This is a genomic window from Variovorax beijingensis, assembly GCF_007828835.1.
Taxonomy (GTDB): domain Bacteria; phylum Pseudomonadota; class Gammaproteobacteria; order Burkholderiales; family Burkholderiaceae_C; genus Variovorax; species Variovorax beijingensis_A.
The window spans coordinates 932,811-952,849 of sequence record NZ_VIVL01000001.1 but is presented as its reverse complement, the minus strand read 5'-3'; the positions used below and the strand labels follow the sequence as shown (position 1 = coordinate 952,849).

Below are 20,039 nucleotides of genomic sequence, written 5' to 3'. Positions count from 1 at the left end.
CGGTTCGGGGCCGCCTTCTAAAATCGGGCCATCCCCCTGCAGATTGCCCCATCTTGTCTTTTCTCTCCGAAACCCGCCGCCGTCGCACCTTCGCGATCATTTCCCACCCCGACGCCGGCAAGACCACGCTGACCGAAAAGCTGCTGCTTTTCTCCGGCGCGATCCAGATCGCCGGCTCGGTGAAGGCACGCAAGGCCTCGCGCCACGCCACCTCCGACTGGATGGAAATCGAAAAGCAGCGCGGCATCTCGGTGGCGTCGTCGGTCATGCAGATGCTGTACCGCGACCACGTGATCAACCTGCTCGACACGCCCGGCCACAAGGACTTCTCGGAGGACACCTACCGCGTGCTCACGGCGGTGGACTCGGCCCTGATGGTGATCGACGCGGCCAACGGCGTGGAGGCGCAGACGCGCCGGCTGATCGAGGTCTGCCGCCAGCGCGACACGCCCATCATCACCTTCGTCAACAAGATGGACCGCGAGGTGCGCGAGCCGCTCGACATCCTCGACGAGGTGGAGCGCGAGCTCGGTATGCCCTGCGTGCCGATGACCTGGCCCGTGGGCCAGGGCAAGAGCTTCCGCGGGATCATGAACCTGCGCACGCAGGCGATGACGGTGTTCGAGTCGGGCAGCGAGCGGCTGCCGCAGGACTTCGAGACCATTCCGCTGAGCGAGCGCGAGACGCTCACCAAGCGCTTCGGCGCCGACTTCGAGCACGCCATGGAAAGCATGGAGCTGGCCGCCGGCGCCTCACCGACCTGGGACCGCGAAGCCTTCCTGGCCGGCAAGCAGACGCCGGTGTTCTTCGGCTCCGGCGTGAACAACTTCGGCGTGATGGAAGTGCTCGACGCGCTGGTCGACCTCGCGCCGTCGCCGCAGTCGCGCACCAGCACCACGATGGTCAACCGCCAGCCCGTGGTGAAGGAGATCCAGCCCGAGGACAAGGACTTCGCGGGCGTGGTGTTCAAGGTGCAGGCCAACATGGACGCCAATCACCGCGACCGCATCGCCTTCGTGCGGATGGCCTCGGGCAAGTACACGCCGGGCATGAAGCTCAAGGTGCAGCGCACCGCCAAGGAACTGCGGCCGACCAGCGTGGTCACCTTCATGAGCCAGCGCCGAGAGGCGGTCGAAGAGGCCTATGCAGGCGACATCGTGGGCTTCACCACGCATGGCGGCGTGCAGCTGGGCGACACCATCACCGACGGCGCGAGCCTGCAGTTCACCGGCCTGCCCTTCTTCGCGCCCGAGCTGTTCATGACGGTGATCCTGAAGAACCCGCTGCGCACCAAGCAGCTGCAGCAGGGCCTGGCCCAGCTCGGCGAGGAAGGTGCCATTCAAGTGTTCCGCCCCGAGATCGGAGGGCCGATGCTGCTGGGTGCCGTCGGCCAGCTGCAGTTCGAGGTGGTGCAGCACCGCCTGAAGGCCGAGTACGACGCCGACGTGCGGCTCGAAGGCTGCCAGTACACGGGCGCGCGCTGGATCACGGCCGATTCGCCGGCCGAGCTGCGCGAATTCGTCAACGCCTATCCACAGCGCATGGCCAAGGACGCGGCCGATACGCTGGCCTTCCTGTGCACTTCGCCCTACGACGTGCGGCTCGCGCAGGAGCGCTTTCCGAAGATCCACTTCCATCCGCTGCGGGAGCACGCGGGGCTGGCGCTGCAGAACGCGGGCTGACGCAGGCTCAGCTGCCCGTCGAAGCGTAGTGGCGCAGCCCGATGCGCCATGCGCCGAATGCCGCCGCGAGGAACACGAAGCCCGCGAGCGGCGACACCATGCCCACCCAGCCCGGCGCACCCAGCGGATCCGGCTTGCCCAGGATCGCGAGCGCCGGGTAGTACGCCACGCAGGCCAGCGGCACGATGAAGGTCAGCACGCGGCGGAACCACTGCGCATAGAGCGCCAGCGGGTACTGCGCCGCCTGCACGCCGCCGTAGGTGAGCACGTTGGCGATCTCCAGGCTTTCGACGGTCCAGAACGACAGCGTGCCCTGCAGCACCAGGATGCCGAGGAAGAGCGCGATGCCGCCGGCCAGTGCGAACACGGCGAGCGCCACGGCGCCCGGGGTCCATGCGATGCCGGCCTGGACGGTCGCGAAGACCAGCACGACCAGGCCCTGCAGCAGCCGGCCCAGGCGGCTGATCCGTACGTCGTGCCCCATGAGCTGCAACGCCAGCGGCCGCGGGCGCAGCAGCAGCCGGTCGAAGGTGCCGGTGCGCAGGAACTCGGTGCCGAGCACGTCGAAGCCGCGGCCCAGCGCGTCGGCAATCGCGAACATGCAGTTCACCAGCCCGTAGAACAGCGCGACCTCGCCGATGCCCCAGCCCTGCACCTCGCCGAAGCGATGGAACAGCGCCCAGACGGCGACCACCTCGATGCCTGTGCCGAGGAACTGGCCTGTCGTGAGCAGCAGCGCGGACGCCGGGTATCTGGCCTGGCCGCTGATGGAGGCGGCCATGAGGCGGAAGAAGAGAGGGAGGGCGCCCATCTTTCAGGGGCTTTCTCGGCTTGTTTCGCCGTGGTCCAGGGCGCGGTCCTCGTGCGGGCCGCTCAACCGCTGTGCAGATTGCGTCGTGCCGCTCATTGCTCGTAGCAGATGTCCAGCCGGACCAATGCGCCGCGGGCATCGATGCGGTCGGCTCGGAAGTAAAAACGGCCGCGGTAGCTGTCGAGATGAAGGGGCACGGCGACCGGATCGCCCCAGCTCGTCAGCGAAAAGCCGCGCTCGCGCAGCCATCGCAGCAGGGCATCCAGGCGCTGCGGCTCGGCGTCGACGCGGATGTCGGCGTCTGCGGGCGGCGTGCCTTGCGGGTCCTGCTGCCAGCGCGCGAAGCTGCCGAACAGCGTGAAGTCGTGTCCCTCTGCGCGCATGGCATCGAGCAACGCAACGGTGGCTGGCAGGTCGATGCGCTCGCGCTGCTTGCGAAAGACCAACGCGTACTCGTGGCGCCGGTCGGTGCGGGCATCGGCGTCGCTGTCTTGCGCGTCGTGCGGATAGACCAGCACGCGCTCTTCTTCCATCGCGAAGAGCGAACCCAGGATGCGCGCGAGGTCGACGGCCAGCGGCAGCACGCGATCGCCGATCCGGAGGTTCTGCACCATCGCGATGCAGGCGCCCCCCTCGCGCAATCCGGCGCGGACGCGGTGGAAGACGTTGCGCAGGCCGTCGAGGTGCTGCGCATAGCTCTGGCTGCCGTAGAGCTGGGAGCTTGTCTGCGCACCGGTCCAGCGGCAACCGAAGTAGGGCACGTTCGTCAGGCAGAGGTCGAAGGGCGGGAGCGCAGCGTCTTCGAGCGCATCGCACGAGGCGTGCAGGAGCGTCGCACCGTGTGCGAGGCCGTGGCGTGCCAGCCGCTCGCGGATGAGGTCGATGCGGCCGGCATCGACTTCGCAGCCCAAGGCCTGTCGGCCATCGAGGCGCGCCGCGAGCAGTGTCGTGCCGAAGCCGGCGAATGGATCGAACACCGTGTCGCCCGGTTGCGAGAACCGGCACACGAAGGGCCGCATCTGCTCGACCCATCCGCAATCGCGCCCACCCATCGGGTCCCGCGCGCGCAGGTCGTCCGGCAGCCGGTAGCGCGGCGATTCATGGTCGAGCCTCAGCCAGCTGTGACCGGTCATGGGCAGGCCTGCGCGATGCGCGTGTCGAGCAACACGTCGTGCCCGGGTTCCCAGCCGGCGCAGAGCTGGCCGTCGGCAAAGTAGACGAGCTTGTAGACATCGCCGGTGGCATGGCGCGCGTGCATGGCACCGTAGTCGGCGCTTTCGAAGACGACCGTCAGGCCGTTCCCGGTGCGCAGGCGCAGGTTCCAGAAGTAGTAGCCCTCGGTGAGGCTTTCGAGGGTCCACCCGCGCGAGACGCCGGGGTCGTCGAGGCAGGCCGTCAGCAGCGCGTCCATCGAGACCCGCTCCGTGCGCAGGTGGCGCGCGGTGGCGTTGTCGCGATAGCCGTCGCCGAGCCGCGAGAACTCCCGGAAGACGACGGTGCCGGCGCCGCATTCCCGTGCCCACGCGAGGTACGCGGCCACGTCCGGCGGCTGCGCAATGCCGCCACGCTGGAGGATGCACACGAGCCGCAGCGCCACCGTATCGGCGAGCCGGCGCGCGGTGCGTTCGAACACGGTCTGGTAGCCGATGGCCACCTCGGGGCGGAACCGCATGATGGCCTGGTTGGCCGCGCCGTCGTGGTGATGGCGGGACAGTTCCAGCCAGCTCATTCCGAAGCTTGGCAGCGCGCGCCGCAGCACCTCGCCCTGCGGCCCGGCAAAGCCCGCGCCGTTGGTGTAGAGCACGCGGTCCTCGACCACCGGCCCCTCGCTTTCGCCCGCGGCCAGGGTGTGGAGCAGCCGAAGCATCCAGTCGGCGTCGTCGCTCGTTTCCAGGCCCGAGAGCGACCACGACAACGGTACGCCGCGCAAGGCCCGCAGCGCGCGGGACAGGCCGTCGAAGTAGCCGGACGCCGGGCGCAGCCGGGACGCCGAGGTGCCGCCCCCGGCCTTGCGCAGGTTTTCCGAGCAGAAGCCGCAGCGTGCCGAACAAGGCTTCACGGAGGCATACGGCGTGAACGTGAGGGGCTGCGCAAGGCGCCGCTCGATGCCGCCGATCGTGTGCGTGTGCCAGCGCGCGGCTTCGTTCAGGGGCGGCGTGCGAAGGGTCACGCCGTGCACAGCGCGGCGAAGGCGCTCGAAGAGGGGGGAGCTCGCGCTGCGCGGCAGGTCGGCCACCGCGACCTGCTCCATCGCGCAGGTCGCGATCCGCGCAGCGCGTGGCACCGGCGTATCGGCTTCAGCGGGAATGGCAGGGCGCATGGCAGCGGCGGGATTGTCGCACCCGCCACGATACGGCAGCACGGCCTCCGATGGTTGGAGCGGCCCCCTGCGCACGCCAGCGCGGGAAGCGCCGACACGGTGCAAGCCAGCCACCCTAGCCACCCTGCACCTGCAGGCTGCGCATGGTGCGCCCCATCGCCACCCGCCCGAGCGCGACCAGCACGGCAATCCAGAAGCACTGCAGCCCCAGTCCACCGAGCGCATGCCAGCCGCCCAGCTGCCCGAAGTACAGCCGCGCCGGGATGTCGAACAGCCCCGCCAGCGGCTGCACCAGCAGCGCGGTCTGCCAGGCGTCGGGCAGCAGCGCCAGCGGCAGCAGGTTGCCCGAGAACACGATGACCACGGGGGTGGCCACCGCACTGATGCCGCGCTCGTTGAGCGCCGCCGTGGCCGCCACGTTGAGCAGCATCACCATCGCGGTCGACAGCAGCAGCGCGAGCCCGACCGACAGCAGGAACGCCATGCCGGCCACCGCGTTCGCGGGCGGCTGCCAGGCCCATTCGCCCAACCCTGCCAGCGGTAACGCGACCGCCGAGAAGGCTGCCATCAACGCCACGCGCGGCAACAGCCGCGCCGCGATCCAGCCGGCGCTGCGCGCGAACCACAGCGCGTAGGCATCCACCGGCCGCAGCCGGTCGTAGGCCACCGCGCCGGTGCGCACGGCCTGCGCCACCTCCGGGTCGCCGAGCCAGGGCAGCAGCACCAGCAGGCCTTGCGCGAGCCAGGTGTAGCTAATGGCCTGGGCGAGCGACATCGGCGACGCCGCGCCCGCGACGGCGCTGCCGCCATAGAACGCCGCGAACACCATCACCTTGATGCCGCCCCACCAGCACTGCGTTGCAAAGCCGGCGAGCGCCGCAGTGCGGTACTGCAGCATCTGCATGAAGCGCGACACGAAGGCCGCGGCATAGGGGCGAAGCAGATCGCGCGGGCTCACGCCTCGGCCGCTCCGTGCATGGCATAGAAGCGCGCGATCACGGCCTCGATGGCCAGGCCTTCGAGGCGGATGTCTTCCACCGCGTGCTCGGCCGCGATGCGCGCGATCAGCGCGGGCGCAGAGGTGACCGCGGGATCGAAATCGAGCACCAGCGTCTGGCCGTCCCGCGCGTGCACCGTGGCGCCGGGCACCTGCTGGGGCAGCGCCGCATCCTGCGCGAAGTCGACCACCAGCCGACGCTCGGCCATCACCTGCGCGCGCAGCGCCTCGACCGGGCTGTCGGCCAGCACGCGTCCGTGGCCGATGACGATCACGCGCTGGGCCAGGGCCTCGATGTCGTGCATGTCGTGCGTGGTCAGCAGCACGGTGGTGCCGCGCTCGCGGTTGGCGCGGCGCACGAAGTCGCGCACCGCGAGCTTCGAGGGCGCATCGAGGCCGATGGTCGGCTCGTCGAGAAACAGGATGTCGGGCTCGTGCAGCAGTGCCGCCGCGATCTCGGCGCGCATGCGCTGGCCCAGCGAGAGCTGGCGCACCGGCTGGCCGAGCACGCGCTCCAGATGCAGCAGCGCGACCAGTTCGTCGCGCGTGCGCCGATAGCGCTGCGGATCGACACGGTAGATGTCGCGCAGCAGGTCGAAGCCGTCGCCCACCGGCAGGTCCCACCACAGCTGCGTGCGCTGGCCGAAGACCACGCCGATGCGCGCCACGTGCCGCTCGCGGTCCGCGAAGGGATCGCGCCCGTCGATCTCCACGCGCCCGCCGTCGGGCCGCAGGATGCCCGAGAGAATCTTGATGGTGGTCGACTTGCCCGCGCCGTTCGGCCCGATGAAGCCCAGCAGTTCGCCGCGCTCGAGCGAGAACGACACGCCCGACAGCGCCTGCACCGTGCGCTGGCGGCGCTGCACGAGGCCGCGCAGCGCACCCATGACGCCCGGTTCGCGCTCGGAGATGCGGTAGCTCTTGAGGAGTTGGTCGACGAGGATGTGGGGCATGGAAAGCGCCGCGCCGGCGTTGGAACGCGCGGCGGGGGCGGGATGCTACACGAAACCGCCGGTACGATCACGGGCTCTGCAGAGATTGCCCGCTCCCCATGCCTTCGCCGACCTCCCTTCCGCCCTCGCCCACCCACCTGCTGCCGCTGGACCGCTGGGCCGCGCCCGTGCGCCGTACGCTCGCGGGTATGTTCACCGATATCGACGACACGCTCACCACCGAGGGCGCGATCACGCCCGATGCGCTGCAGGCGCTCGGCGATCTCAAGGCCGCGGGCCTTTCCATCGTGGCCATCACGGGCCGGCCCGTCGGCTGGAGCCTGCCCTTCGTCAACACCTGGCCGGTCGATGCCATCGTGGCGGAGAACGGCGCGGTGGCGCTGCTGCCCACGGCCGAGGGCAAGATCGAGAAGCGCTACATGCAGGATGCGCCCACGCGCAGCGCCAACTTCGAGCGCATGCAGGCCGTGCTCGCGCGCATCGAGCGCGAGATCCCGGGCGCGCGGCGCGCCACCGATTCACCGGGCCGCGAGACCGACATCGCCATCGACCACAGCGAGTTCGTGCAGCTGGGCGAAGAGACCATCGCGCAGGTCGTCGCGCTGATGCGCGGCGAAGGCATGCACGCCACCGTGAGCAGCATCCACATCAACGGCTGGTACGGCGACAACGACAAGCTCGAAGGCGCGCGCTGGATCGTGCGCGAGCTCTGGGGCCGAACGCTCGACGACGAACTCGACCGCTGGGCCTACGTGGGCGACTCCACCAACGACCAGCTCATGTTCCGCACCTTCGCGAGCAGCATCGGCGTGGCGAACGTCGCGCGCTTCGTGCCGCAGCTGGAGCACCTGCCGCGCTATGTGACGGAGGGCGAGCGCGGCGCGGGCTTTGCCGAGGCGGTGCGCGCGATTCTCTCGGCCCGCGCTACCCGTTGACCGGCCCGCTGCGGGCGCAGCGGCGCAGCACCGACCATTGGCGCCAGGTGCCGAAGGCCGCAATCAGCAGCAGCACGGCCGCATAGCCCTTCACCGTGTCCAGCAATCCGAGCGGCGCCACCAGGAAGCCGGCCAGCATTGCGGGCAGGCTGAACGCAAGATAGCTCACCACGAAGATGGCGGCGAACAGCTCGCCGCGCTCGTGCGAATCGGCCTGGGGTGCGAGCGTCTGCACCAGCGCCGAGAAAGAGCCGCCGAAGCCCAGTCCCGCGATCGCGGTGCCGGCAAAGAACAGCGCGAGCGATCGGGTGGCCAGCGATGCGAGCAGCAACGCCAGACCGGCCGCGATGCTGGCCGTGCCGAAGATGACCGATCGCGGCGCGCCAAGGCGGCCGAGCAGGGCGGGCGCGATCGCGCCGAAGCCCGAGAGCACCGCCACCGTGAGGCCGTTGACCACGCCGTTGTCGATGCCGAACACATGGTGCATCAGCGAGGGTGCGAGCGACAGATACAGGCCGCCCAGCGCCCACACCACGATGAACACCGGCAGGCCGCGCGCAAAGTCGGCCCGCGCCCGAACGGGAATGGACACACGCGGCACCAGCGAAGCCAGCGCACCGGCACGCGGCGTGACGGTCTCGGGCATCCACAGCACCGCGGCCGCGCCCAGTGCGAACACCGCGGCGAGCACGCCGAACACCAGCGTCACCGGCGCGGCGCTGAACTTCACCGCCATGCCCGTCAGCAGCGCTCCCGCCGCGAGCCCCGCGAGCGGCGACACGCTCGTGATCAATGCGCCCAGCCGCTTGCGCGCAGCCGGCGCGGCCTCGACCACCGCCGCGCTCAGCGCGCCGCTTGCGACGCCCGTGGCCACGCCCTGCACCACGCGCGCGGCGATCAGCCCGCCGATGCCGTGCGCCAGCAGGAAGAGCCCCATCGCCAGCGCCTGCAGCACCAGCGCTGCCAGCACCACGGGCCGGCGCCCGATATGGTCCGACAGCGATCCCGCGACCAGCAGCGAGATCAGCAGCGCGATCGCGTAGACGGCGAAAGCCACGGTGAGCATCGACGACGAGAAACCCCAGGCGTGCTGGAACACCACAAACAGCGGCGACGGCGCGGCAGCCGCGAAGAAGAACGCGAACAGCACCGTCGCCAGCAGCGCAAATCCGGCGGCCGCGGGCAGGCGCCACGGCTTGGCACGGGACGCGGCGGCAGTGGCAGCGGCAAGCTCAGGACAGGAGGACGGCATGGGCGAATCCTTAACGCAACTTTTTTAGCTTTTACGATTCTAGACTCGCATCCCTCCTAAAGCAAATATCTTTGCGTTAAAGTCCTTGCATGAACGATGTCGTCCTTCCGAACAAGCGTCCCGGCGGCCGCAGCGCCCAGGTGCAGGCGCTGGTGCGCACTGCGCTCGAAGAACTGGTGGCCGAACAGGGGCGCGAACGTGTGACCGTCCCGGCGGTGGCCGAGCGCGCCGGCGTCAGCGCCTCGAGCATCTACCGCCGATGGGGCGACTTGTCGGGCCTGCTGGCCGAGACGGCGGCGCACCGGCTGGACCCGAACCGGCCCCTGCCCGACACGGGCTCGCTGCGGCAGGACCTGACGGCATGGGCGCAGGAACTCATCACGCACCTTGCGCGCCCCTGCAACACCTCACTGTTGAAAGCCGCGGCCGCACTGGCCGACGGCGGCGCCGACACCGACTGCCTGCGCAACCGCCGCAAGGAAGCGCTGAAGCTGGTCGAGCAGGCGCACGCCCGTGGCGAGCGGGCACCCGAGGCGCAGCAGGTGATCGATCACCTGATCGCGCCGATCGTGTTTCGCCTCGTGTTCGGCGGCGACCCCGTGAAGCCGGCGCTGGCGAAGCGGCTGGTGGACGAGCTGTTCGTGCTCAGTTCGTCTTGACTTCCTTCGCGAGCCCCAGCTTCTCGATCACCGCCTTCTCGCGCACCACCGTGTCCTGCGCGAACCTGGTGTAGGCCGCCGAGCTCATGTAGTTGGGCAGCATGTCGTAGCGGCCGAGCGAGGCCACATAGCTCGGCTCTTCCATTGCCTGCTTGAACGCGTCGTGCAGTTTCTTCACCACCTCGGGCGGTGTGCCCTTGGGCGCGCCGATGCCGAAGGGCGAGTTCTGCACGATGTCGTAGCCCAGTTCCTTCAGCGTCGGCGCATCGGGGAACTTGGCCAGGCGCTTCTCACCCCAGGTGTTGAGCACGCGCAGCTTGCCGGCCTCGACCTGCGGCGCGAAGCCGGTGCTGTCGGCGGCCGCCATCAGCTGGCCGCTGACCACCGCGAGCATCAGGTCGGCGCTGCCCTTGTAGGGCACGTGCTGCAGCTGGATGCCGGCCTTCTGTGCGATCAGTTCGGTCGTGAGATGCGGGCTCGTGAGGTTGCCGGTGGAGCCGTAGGTGAGCTTGCCGGGGTTGGCCTTGGCATAGGCGACGAAGTCGGCCCAGGTCTTGAACGGGCTGTCGGCCGGCACCACGATGCCGAAGGCATAGCCCGTGACGTTGAGCACGTAGCTGATGTCCTTGAGCGGGTCCCAGTTGATCTTGGTGGTGTAGCCGAGGCGGAACACGCCGAGCGGAATCTGCGCGACCGTGTAGCCGTCGGGCTGCGCGGTCTGCAGCGCCTGCGCGGGCAAGGTGCCGCCGGCGCCGGGCTTGTTGTCGATGATGACGGGCTGGCCGAGGATCTTGCTCGCGTTGTCGGCCAGCTGGCGCATCGTGATGTCGGTGGGCCCGCCCGCGGGGAAGGCGATGACCAGCTTGACCGGCTTGGAGGGAAAGGCCTGCGCGAGCGCCGCCAGCGGAGACAGAAGAAGCCCGCAGGCTGCGGCGAGCGTGGCGGCACGGAGAAGGGATCGGCGGGACATGGTGGCGGGTTCCTGGAACGGGAAAAAAGCAAAAGGGCGCATTGGGCCCTGCCCTTGGCGCGGCGGCAATCGGTGCTCACCCGACTGCTGTCGCCTGCGGCTCAGCCCGCGGCCTGCTGCTCGAAACCCTGCAGCACGTTGACGGCGTTGACGCCCACCTCCGCCACCGCGTAGCCGCCCTCGAACACGAACACCGTGGGCAGGCCGGCGCGCGCCAGGTCTTCGCCCATGCGCAGGTAGTCGTCGCTTTGGAGCCGGAAGCCCGCGACCGGGTCGCCTTCAAAGGTGTCGACGCCGAGCGACACCACCAGCGCGCCCGCGCGCACTTCGGCAATGCCGCCGAGCGCGGCCTTCAGCGCCGCGCGCCAGGTGGCGAAGTCCGCACCGCGCGTGAGCGGCAGGTTGTGGTTGAAGCCGAGCCCGGCGCCCGCGCCACGCTCGTCGGCATGGCCCAGGTAGTAGGGATAGTCGGTCAGCGGATCGCCATGCAGGCTCGCAAAATGCACGTCGCTGCGCTCGTAGAAGATGGCCTGCGTGCCGTTGCCGTGGTGGTAGTCCACGTCGAGCACCGCCACGCGCGCCACGCCCGCATCGCGCAGCGCCTGCGCGGCCACGGCGGCGTTGTTGACGAAGCAGTAGCCGCCGAAGAAATCGGCGCCCGCATGGTGGCCGGGCGGCCGGGTGAGCGCGAAGGCGGCGCGCTCGCCGCCAGCAACGCGCTGCGCCGCGGTCCAGGCGCAGGCGGCGCCGTGGCGCGCGGCGGCCCAGCTGCCGGCCATGAGCGGCGTGCCCGCATCGAAAGAGAACAGCCCCATGCGTGCGGGAAAGCTCTTCGGCAACACATCGGTGCGCATGCCGCGCGTGGGCCAGTACGAAGGCAGGGCATCGCGCGATGCGTTCGACGGATCGAGCGCCACCCACTCGTCCCAGGCATGGGCGATGAAGTCGAGGTAGCGCGGCGCATGCACCCTGGCCAGCAGTGCCTCGTCGAAGGCATCGGGCACCTGCAGCGGGCCGAGGCCGCGGCGCTCCAGTTCATGTTTCACATGGTCGACGCGGGCGGGCACCTCGAAGCACGGCACCAGCTCGCCGCGGAACATCTCGACTTTGCCCTGGTGCAATGTGTGCTGGTCGTTGTAGATGGTGAGCATGCCGCGCATCATGCCGCACGCCGCAGCACCGCCCGGCGCCGGCCGGACGCCGTCAGGCCGAACAGGTCCTTCGGGTCGTCGAGTTCGGGCACCAGCGCGATCTGCTGGCCGATGCCGCGCTCCAGCGACAGCTGGTGGATGTAGCGCAGCGCCGTGTAGTCCTCCAGCGCAAAGCCGACCGAGTCGAACACCGTGACCTGCCCGGCGCTCTCGCGCCCGGGCACGCTGCCGAGCAGCACCTTCCAGAGCTCGTGCACCGGAAAGTCGGCCGGCAGCTGCTGGATCTCGCCCTCGATGCGGGTCTGGGGCTCGTATTCGACGAACACGCGCGCCAGGCGCAGCACGTCAGGGTGCAGTTCGGTCTTGCCGGGCGAATCGCCGCCGACCGCATTGATGTGCATGCCCGGCTCGATCATGCCGGGCGCGAGCACCACCGCGTGGCCCTGGTGCGCCGTGACCGTGGTCACGATGTCGGCGCCGCGCACCGCATCGGCGACCGACGGCGCGCGCACCACCTCGAGCGGCGTGCAGGCCGACAGGTGGCGCACCAGCTTGTCGGTGGCGCGCGGATCGATGTCGAACACGCGCACCTCCTCGATGCCCAGCAGCGCATGGAAGGCCAGCGCCTGGAACTCGCTCTGCGAGCCGTTGCCGATCAGCGCCATGCTGCGCGCGCCGGGCCGCGCCAGGGCCTGCGCCGCCATGGCCGAGGTGGCGGCGGTGCGCAGCGCGGTGGTGAGCGTGAGCTCCGACAGCAGCACGGGGTAGCCCGTGTCGACCTCGGCCAGCACGCCGAAGGCCATGACCGTAGGCAGCCCCACGGCCGTGTTGTGCGGATGGCCGTTGACGTACTTGAAGGCGTAGGCGCCGTCGTCGGCCACCGGCATCAGCTCGATCACGCCGAGGTGCGAGTGGCTGGCCACGCGCGCCTTCTTGTCGAACTCGCGCCAGCGCATGAAGTCGTCGCGCAGCGCGTCGGCCAGGGCCTTGAGGAATTCCGGAACGCCGGTTTCGTCCACCAGGCGAACCAGGCTGTGAACATCGATGAAGCGGGTCATGGCGCGGCTCCTTGCGTAGCCCGGACGCGGCGCTTCATCCCTTCATCGGTCCAATCGCTCCACCATGGCTGATCCAGGATGCGCCTGCGCCAAGGGTTCAGGCCATTGTGCGCCTGCGCGCATCAACGTGCCAGCACCGGCGCCAGGGCCACGCCCGTGTGCGTGCCGAGCCGCACCACTTCCTCCGGCGGCGCCGCGGCCACGATGCGCCCGCCGGCGTTGCCGCCCTCGGGACCCAGGTCGATGATCCAGTCGGCCTCGGCGATCAGGTCGAGGTCGTGCTCGATCACCACCACGCTGTGGCCGCCGTTCACCAGCCGGTGCAGCACGTGGATCAGCTTCTCGACGTCGGCCATGTGCAGGCCCACGGTCGGCTCGTCGAGCACGTACAGCGTGTGCGGCGCCTTCTGGCCGCGGCGCGTGACGTCGTCGCGCACCTTGCTGAGCTCGGTCACCAGCTTGATGCGCTGCGCCTCGCCGCCCGAAAGCGTGGGCGAGGGCTGCCCCAGCGTCAGGTAGCCCAGCCCCACGTCCTTCAGCAGCTGCAGCGGATGGCTGATGTTGGGCATGGCCGCAAAGAACTCGACCGCCTCGTCCACCTCCATCTGCAGAACCTCGCCGATGCTCTTGCCGCGCCAGCTCACGGCCAGCGTCTCGGGGTTGAAGCGCGCGCCGTGGCAGACCTCGCAGGGCACCTTCACGTCGGGCAGGAAGCTCATCTCGATGGTGCGCACGCCGGCGCCGTCGCAGCCGGGGCAGCGGCCCTCGCCGGTGTTGAAGCTGAAGCGCGCGGGCCCGTAGCCGCGCGCCTTGGCCTCGAGCGTGTCGGCAAACAGCTTGCGGATGGTGTCCCAGAAGCCGATGTAGGTGGCCGGGCAGCTGCGCGGCGTCTTGCCGATGGGGGTCTGGTCGACCTCGAGCACGCGGTCGATGGTCTCGTAGCCCTCGACGCGCTCGCAGCCGGACCAGGCCGGGCGCTTGCCCGCGGCATCGGCGTCGCGGCCGGCCTTGGTCATGCGCTGGACCACGATGGCATGCACGCTGGCCAGCAGCACGTCGCGCGCGAGCGTGGACTTGCCCGAGCCGCTGACGCCGGTGACCACCACCAGGCGGTGCAGCGGCAGCGTGGCAGTCACGTCCTGCAGGTTGTGCAGGTCGGCGCCGTGCACGGTGAGCCAATGGCCGCTGTCCTCGGCCTTCGGGTCTGGCGCAGGAATCAGCCGCCGTGCGTGCAAGGGATGCTTGATCGCATCGCGCAGGTAGCGCCCGGTCTGCGAATCGCCGGCCTTCTGGATGTCGGCCACCGAGCCCTCGGCCACGAGCCGGCCGCCGCGCTTGCCGGCGCTCGGGCCGATGTCGATGATGTGGTCGGCGCGGCGGATGGTGTCTTCGTCGTGCTCCACCACCACCAGCGTGTTGCCCTTGTCGCCGAGCTTGTGCAGCGCGTCGAGCAGGATCTGGTTGTCGCGCGCATGCAGGCCGATGGTCGGCTCGTCGAGCACGTAGCACACGCCCTGCAGGTTGCTGCCGAGCTGCGCCGCCAGGCGGATGCGCTGCGCCTCGCCGCCCGAGAGCGTGGGCGCGCCGCGGTCGAGCGTGAGATAGCCCAGGCCCACCTCCTCCAGGAATTCGAGCCGGCTCCTGATCTCGGGCACCAGGTCGCGTGCGATCTCGGCTTCGCGGCCGGTGAGCGCCAGGCCTTCGAACCACTGCCGCACCTCGGTCACGCTCATGCGCGCAAGCTCGGTGATGCCGATGCCGCCCATGCCGTCGGCCGGCGAGGCACCGAAGCTCACCGCGCGTGCCGTCGCATTGAGCCGCGTGCCTTCGCAGGTCGGGCAGGCGGTGTCGGCCAGGTCTTCGATCTCGGGCTCGGCGAAGGTCTGTTCGCGGCCCTTGCTGTCGTCGTCGCGGATCGAGTCGTCGAAGACCTTGCGCTGGTCCTTGCTGAGCTTGACGCCGGTGCCCACGCAGTCGGGGCACCAGCCGTGCTTGCTGTTGTAGCTGAACAGGCGCGGATCGAGCTCGGCATAGCTGGTGCTGCAGACCGGGCAGGCGCGCAGCGTGGAGAACACGTTGACGCGGCCGATGCCCGAGGCCGGTGCGCCGGCCATCATCGCGGCCTTGAGGCCGTCGAGCTGGCTCAGCACGTGCACCACGCCCTTGCCGTGCTCGAGTGCCTTGGTGAGCGCCTCGCGCAGTTCGGTTTCCTTCGAGGGCAGCACGTCGAGGCTGGCCACCGGCAGCTCGATGCTGTGCTCCTTGAAGCGGTCGATGCGCGGAAAGCCGGTGGTCGGCAGGAACTCGCCGTCCACACGCAGGTGCGTGAAGCCGCGCGGCCGCGCCCAGTCGGCCAGCTCGGTGTACACGCCCTTGCGGTTGCTCACCAGCGGCGCGAGCAGGCCGATGTGCTGGCCCTTGAAGTTGCGCATCAGCTGCGCGGCGATGCTGTCGGGCGTCTGCGGCTGCACCGCCGCGCCGTCATGGATGCAGTGCTGGATGCCGAGCTTCACGTACAGCAGGCGCAGGAAGTGCCAGACCTCGGTGGTGGTGCCCACCGTGCTCTTGCGGCCGCCGCGCGACAGGCGCTGCTCGATCGCCACCGTGGGCGGAATGCCGTAGACCGCATCCACTTCGGGCCGGCCCGCGGGCTGCACGATGCTGCGCGCATAGGCGTTGAGCGATTCGAGGTAGCGCCGCTGCCCTTCGTTGAACAAAATGTCGAAGGCCAGCGTCGACTTGCCCGAGCCGCTCACGCCCGTCACCACGCTGAACTTGCCGCGCGGAATGTTCACGCTGAGGTTCTTGAGGTTGTGCTCGCGCGCATTGACGATCTCGATCGCATGGCCGCCGGGCGCCGCCTTCGCATTGGCGATGTAGCGCCGCGCGGCGCGCTCGGCCACCTTGTAGGCCTCGGGGCCGATCGCCAGGTCGTAGTCGGCCAGCGCCGCGCCGGTGAGCGAGGCGCGGTTCTCGCGCAACTGCTCGGGCGTGCCCTCGGCCACCACCATGCCGCCGCCCTCGCCGCCTTCGGGGCCGAGGTCGATGCACCAGTCGCTGGCGCGGATCACGTCGAGGTTGTGCTCGATCACGATCAGCGAATGGCCGGCGTCGAGCAGCTTGCGCAGCGCGCGCATCAGCCGCGCGATGTCGTCGAAGTGCAGCCCGGTGGTGGGCTCGTCGAACAGGAACAGCGTGCCCCGGCGCGCGACCGACTGCTTGCTGGCGGTCGCGCTCTTGGCCGCCTCGGCCAGGAAGCCCGCGAGCTTGAGGCGCTGGGCCTCGCCGCCGGAGAGCGTGGGCACGGGCTGGCCGAGCTTGACGTAGTCGAGCCCCACGTCGGAGATCGGCTGCAGCACGCGCAGCACGTCGCGGTCGGCCTCGAACACCGCTGCGGCTTCGGCCACGGTGAGGTCGAGCACGTCGGCCACGTTGTAGCTCCGGCCCTTGCGTTCGACCTTCACTTCGAGGATCTCGGGGCGGTAGCGCTTGCCGTCGCAATCGGGGCATCGCAGGTACACATCCGACAGGAACTGCATCTCGACGTGCTCGAAGCCCGAGCCGCCGCAGGTCGGGCAGCGGCCGTCGCCGGAATTGAAGCTGAACTTGCTCGCGGTGTAGCCGCGCTGGCGCGAGAGCGCGGCGGTGGCGAAGATCTCGCGGATCGCGTCCCATGCGCCCACGTAGCTCGCGGGGTTGGAGCGCGCCGTCTTGCCGATCGGCGACTGGTCGACGAAGACCACGTCGCCGAGGTGATCGGCGCCGAGCATGCGGTCGTGCGCGCCGGGCGTTTCCGTGGCCTTGCCGAAGTGGCGCATGAGCGCGGGCGCCAGCACGTCCTGGATCAGCGTCGACTTGCCCGAGCCGCTGACGCCGGTGACGCACACCAGCCGCGCGAGCGGGAACTCGACCGTGACGTTCTTCAGGTTGTGCTCGCGCACGCCTTCGAGGATGAGCCGGTGCGTGTTCTCGCTCACGAGCCGCTTGAAGCCCATGCCGATCTTCTTGCGCCCGCCCAGGTACTGGCCGGTGAGCGTGTCGGCGTCGCGCAGTTGGTCGGTGCTGCCGTCGAACACGATCTGCCCGCCGCGGATGCCGGGGCCCGGGCCCATGTCGATCACGCGATCGGCCGCGAGCATCACGGCCGGGTCGTGCTCGACCACGACCAGCGTGTTGCCCGCATCGCGCAGGCGCAGCATGGCCTCGGTGATGCGGTTCATGTCGCGCGGGTGCAGGCCGATGCTGGGCTCGTCGAGCACGAACAGCGTGTTGACCAGCGAAGTGCCGAGCGCCGTCGTGAGATTGATGCGCTGCACCTCACCGCCGCTCAGCGTGCGGCTCTGGCGGTCGAGCGTGAGGTAGCCGATGCCGACGTCGTGCAGGTAGCGCAGGCGGGTGGTGATTTCGTCGAACAGCAGCTTGAGCGCCTGGGTTTCGCCCTGCCTTGCTCCTTCCCCCGCCGGGGGAAGGCCGGGATGGGGGCTCGCGGCCTCCCCCATCACCACGGCTTTTGCCGAGGCCGCGTGCCCCCACCCCTGCCCTCCCCCGGCGGGGGAGGGAGCCAAGCCCATGCGGTCGAAGAATTGCCGCAGCCGCTCGATCGGCAGCAGCATCAAGTCGTGCAGGCACAGCCCGGGCAGCGCCTCGAGCTGCGCGCGCGTCCACTTCACGCCGGCCGGCATGAAGCGCTTGGCAGGCTCCAGCACCGCATCCGCATCTTCCTTGCTGCCGATGCGCCAGATCAGGCTGTCGAGCTTCAGGCGCGCGCCGCTGCAGGTGGGACACGGCGTGTAGCTGCGGTACTTGGACAGGAGCACACGGATGTGCATCTTGTAGGCCTTGCTCTCCAGGTAGCCGAAGAAGCGGCGCACGCCGTACCACTGCTTGTTCCAGTTGCCCTCCTTGTAGTTGGGCGTGCCCTCGATCACCCAGTGCTTCTGCTCGTCGGTGAGCTTGTTCCAGGGCGTGTCGCGCGGAATGCCGGCCGCCTCGGCGTGGCGCATGAGGTCGTCCTGCGCTTCCTTCCAGGCCGGTGTCTGGATGGTCTTGATGGCACCGGCGCGCAGCGTGAGCTTGTCGTTCGGGATCACGAGGCCCAGGTCGACGCCGATCACGCGGCCGAAGCCGCGGCAGGTGTCGCAGGCGCCGACGGCCGAGTTGAACGAGAACATCGACGGGATCGGGTCGGCGTAGCGGATGTCGCTTTCGGGGCAATGCAGGCCGGTCGAGAACTTCCACACGTCCGTCGGCGCGTTTTCTTCGGCACCCGTCGCGTGCACCGTGACCCGCCCGCTGCCGCGCTTGAGCGCCACCTCGATGGCCTCGACCACGCGCGAGCGCTCGGCGCTCGAAATGCGGAAGCGGTCGGCCACCACGTCGAGCATCTTGCGCGGGCCGGTGGGCGTGGCCACCTCGCGCTCGGCCTGCACGCGCGTGAAGCCGCTGGCCGACAGCCACTGCGTGACTTCGTCCGGCGAGGTGCCCGCCGGCAGCTCGACCGGAAACGTGACCACCAGCCGCGGATCGCCGGCCGCAGCCGCCCGCTCGGCGATCTGCGCATAGATGCTGTCGGGCGAATCGTGGCGCACCGGCAGCGCGGTTTCGCGGTCGAACAGCTGGGCCGCCCGCGCGTAGAGCAGCTTCAGGTGGTCGTTGAGCTCGGTCATGGTGCCGACCGTGGAGCGCGAGGAGCGCACCGGGTTGGTCTGGTCGATGGCGATGGCGGGCGGTACGCCCTCCACCTTGTCGACGGCCGGCTTGTCCATGCGGTCCAGGAACTGGCGCGCATAGGCGGAAAAGGTCTCCACATAGCGCCGCTGGCCCTCGGCATAGAGGGTGTCGAACACGAGGCTCGATTTGCCCGAGCCGCTGGGCCCGGTGACCACGGTCATCTCGCCGGTGCGGATGTCGAGGTCGAGGTTCTGGAGGTTGTGCTGGCGCGCGCCGCGAATCCGGATGGAGCCCTGTGTCATGAGTGCCTTGGGGGGTGGGGCAAACATTCTAGGGAGCGGCCGGTGACGTATTCGTGCACTCCGTCACATGGTCCGCGGCCGCGCAGGGGTTTGTACTGATGGAGTCATTGTCACTTCGTGTAACAAATAGCACCTTCGTTTACGTTCACATCCGCACTTGAAAGTTATTCCATGAACAAGCTGCACGTTCTTTGCGCCGCCCTGCTCGCCGTGGCCGCGACGTCCGCGCCGGCCCAGATCCTGATCGGCCAGACGGCGGGCATGACCGGCTCGGTGGCCGCCAGCGTGAATGAAACCATCGGCGGCGCCCAGCTGCTGATCGACGCGGCCAACGCCCAGGGCGGCATCCACGGCGAGAAGATCGAGGTGCTGCGCATGGACGACGGCTTCGACGTCAAGCGCGCCAGCGAGAACGCCCGCGTGCTGATCGAGGAGAAAAAGGTGGCGGCGCTCTTCATGAGCCGCGGCACGCCGCATTCGCAGGCCATCATCCCCTGGCTCGACAAGCACGACGTGGCCCTGATCGGCCCTTCGACCGGCGCCATGGTGCTGCACAAGCCGGTGCAGAAGCACGTGTTCAACGTGCGCGCCACCTACCAGCGCGAAGCCGAGAAGGCGATCCAGCACCTGCTCACCACCGGCATCGCGCGCATCGCCGTGGTCCACGTGACCGATTCCTTCGGGCAGGACGCGCTCGAGGGCGCCATGACCGGCTTCGCCAAGGCGCAGGCCAAGCCCGTCGTGACGGTGCCGGCCGACCGCGAAAAGCCCGACTACAAGGCCATCGTGCCGGCCATCAGGGACGCCAATGCGCAGGCGGTGCTGTGGATCGGCTCGGGCGTTGCCGTGGTCGAGGGCATCAAGGCGCTGCGCGCCTCCGGCTCGGCCGCGCAGGTGGTCACCCTGTCGAACAACGCCTCCTCGGGCTTCATCAAGCAGCTGGGCGATGCGAGCAAGGGGGTGATCGTGACCCAGGTGTTCCCGAACGAGCGCTCCATCAGCTACCCCATGGTCAAGGAAGCGCTGGCACTGGCGCGCGCCAAGGGCCAGGCCGAGCTCTCGCCGGCCGCGCTCGAGGGCTTTGCCTCGGCCAAGGTGCTGCTCGAGGCGCTGCGCCGCGCCGGCCCCAAGCCGACGCGGGCCAAGGTGCTGGCGGCGCTCGACAGCCTGCGCGGCTACGACCTCGGCGGGCTCGAGATCAGCTACTCGCCGCAGGACCATTCGGGCATCGATTTCGCCGACCTCGCGATCATCAGCGACGGCCGCTTCAAGCGCTGAG

The 20,039-nt window shown here is 69.6% G+C and carries 14 protein-coding genes; 4 read left to right on the top strand and 10 right to left on the bottom strand.

Annotated features, from left to right (window positions below; genetic code table 11):
- Window positions 1-53 precede the first annotated feature (53 nt).
- Window positions 54-1,682, top strand: a complete 1,629-nt coding sequence (locus FB547_RS04570; protein WP_145739997.1) for a peptide chain release factor 3 — start codon at window positions 54-56, stop codon at window positions 1,680-1,682.
- 7 nt (window positions 1,683-1,689) lie between these two features.
- Here the strand turns inward: FB547_RS04570 and FB547_RS04565 are convergent, their stop codons facing one another.
- From FB547_RS04565 to FB547_RS04545, 5 genes are all read right to left on the bottom strand, one after another.
- Window positions 1,690-2,493, bottom strand: a complete 804-nt coding sequence (locus FB547_RS04565; protein WP_145739995.1) for an ABC transporter permease — start codon at window positions 2,491-2,493, stop codon at window positions 1,690-1,692.
- Between the two features lie 92 nt (window positions 2,494-2,585).
- Entirely contained in the window at window positions 2,586-3,626 is a 1,041-nt protein-coding gene (locus tag FB547_RS04560) for a DNA methyltransferase (RefSeq protein ID WP_145739994.1), read from the bottom strand.
- Window positions 3,623-4,813, bottom strand: coding sequence for a hypothetical protein (locus tag FB547_RS04555; RefSeq protein ID WP_261380210.1), 1,191 nt, complete (start codon window positions 4,811-4,813; stop codon window positions 3,623-3,625). Before FB547_RS04555 ends, FB547_RS04560 begins: the two co-directional genes overlap by 4 nt.
- 115 nt (window positions 4,814-4,928) lie before the next feature.
- Window positions 4,929-5,771, bottom strand: a complete 843-nt coding sequence (locus FB547_RS04550) for an ABC transporter permease (protein WP_145739992.1) — start codon at window positions 5,769-5,771, stop codon at window positions 4,929-4,931.
- Window positions 5,768-6,763, bottom strand: coding sequence for an ATP-binding cassette domain-containing protein (locus tag FB547_RS04545; RefSeq protein ID WP_145739991.1), 996 nt, complete (start codon window positions 6,761-6,763; stop codon window positions 5,768-5,770). The genes FB547_RS04550 and FB547_RS04545 overlap by 4 nt, the downstream gene beginning before the upstream one ends.
- Window positions 6,764-6,861: 98 nt before the next feature.
- On the opposite strand from FB547_RS04545, the gene FB547_RS04540 reads away from it, so the two are divergent.
- Complete coding sequence (locus FB547_RS04540; RefSeq protein WP_145739989.1) at window positions 6,862-7,698, top strand: HAD-IIB family hydrolase; 837 nt, start codon at window positions 6,862-6,864, stop codon at window positions 7,696-7,698.
- Here FB547_RS04540 and FB547_RS04535 read toward each other — a convergent pair.
- On the bottom strand, window positions 7,688-8,950 hold the full coding sequence (locus FB547_RS04535; protein WP_145739987.1) for an MFS transporter: 1,263 nt from the start codon (window positions 8,948-8,950) through the stop codon (window positions 7,688-7,690). The genes FB547_RS04540 and FB547_RS04535 overlap by 11 nt on opposite strands.
- An 89-nt stretch (window positions 8,951-9,039) precedes the next feature.
- On the opposite strand from FB547_RS04535, the gene FB547_RS04530 reads away from it, so the two are divergent.
- Window positions 9,040-9,609 (top strand): TetR/AcrR family transcriptional regulator, encoded by a 570-nt coding sequence (locus FB547_RS04530; protein WP_145739985.1) that lies wholly within the window; start codon window positions 9,040-9,042, stop codon window positions 9,607-9,609.
- Here FB547_RS04530 and FB547_RS04525 read toward each other — a convergent pair.
- The 4 genes from FB547_RS04525 to uvrA all read right to left on the bottom strand — a co-directional run bounded on the left by FB547_RS04525 (window position 9,596) and on the right by uvrA (window position 18,760).
- Entirely contained in the window at window positions 9,596-10,579 is a 984-nt protein-coding gene (locus FB547_RS04525; protein ID WP_145739983.1) for a tripartite tricarboxylate transporter substrate binding protein, read from the bottom strand. The two genes, FB547_RS04530 and FB547_RS04525, sit on opposite strands and share 14 nt — an antisense overlap.
- A 101-nt stretch (window positions 10,580-10,680) precedes the next feature.
- Complete coding sequence (locus FB547_RS04520; protein ID WP_186454107.1) at window positions 10,681-11,730, bottom strand: histone deacetylase family protein; 1,050 nt, start codon at window positions 11,728-11,730, stop codon at window positions 10,681-10,683.
- Between the two features lie 8 nt (window positions 11,731-11,738).
- Complete coding sequence (locus FB547_RS04515) at window positions 11,739-12,788, bottom strand: ornithine cyclodeaminase (protein ID WP_145739979.1); 1,050 nt, start codon at window positions 12,786-12,788, stop codon at window positions 11,739-11,741.
- Between the two features lie 122 nt (window positions 12,789-12,910).
- Window positions 12,911-18,760, bottom strand: coding sequence for an excinuclease ABC subunit UvrA (uvrA, locus tag FB547_RS04510; RefSeq protein ID WP_145739977.1), 5,850 nt, complete (start codon window positions 18,758-18,760; stop codon window positions 12,911-12,913).
- 171 nt (window positions 18,761-18,931) lie between these two features.
- On the opposite strand from uvrA, the gene FB547_RS04505 reads away from it, so the two are divergent.
- Window positions 18,932-20,038 (top strand): ABC transporter substrate-binding protein, encoded by a 1,107-nt coding sequence (locus FB547_RS04505; RefSeq protein WP_145739975.1) that lies wholly within the window; start codon window positions 18,932-18,934, stop codon window positions 20,036-20,038.
- Window position 20,039: the final 1 nt, after the last annotated feature.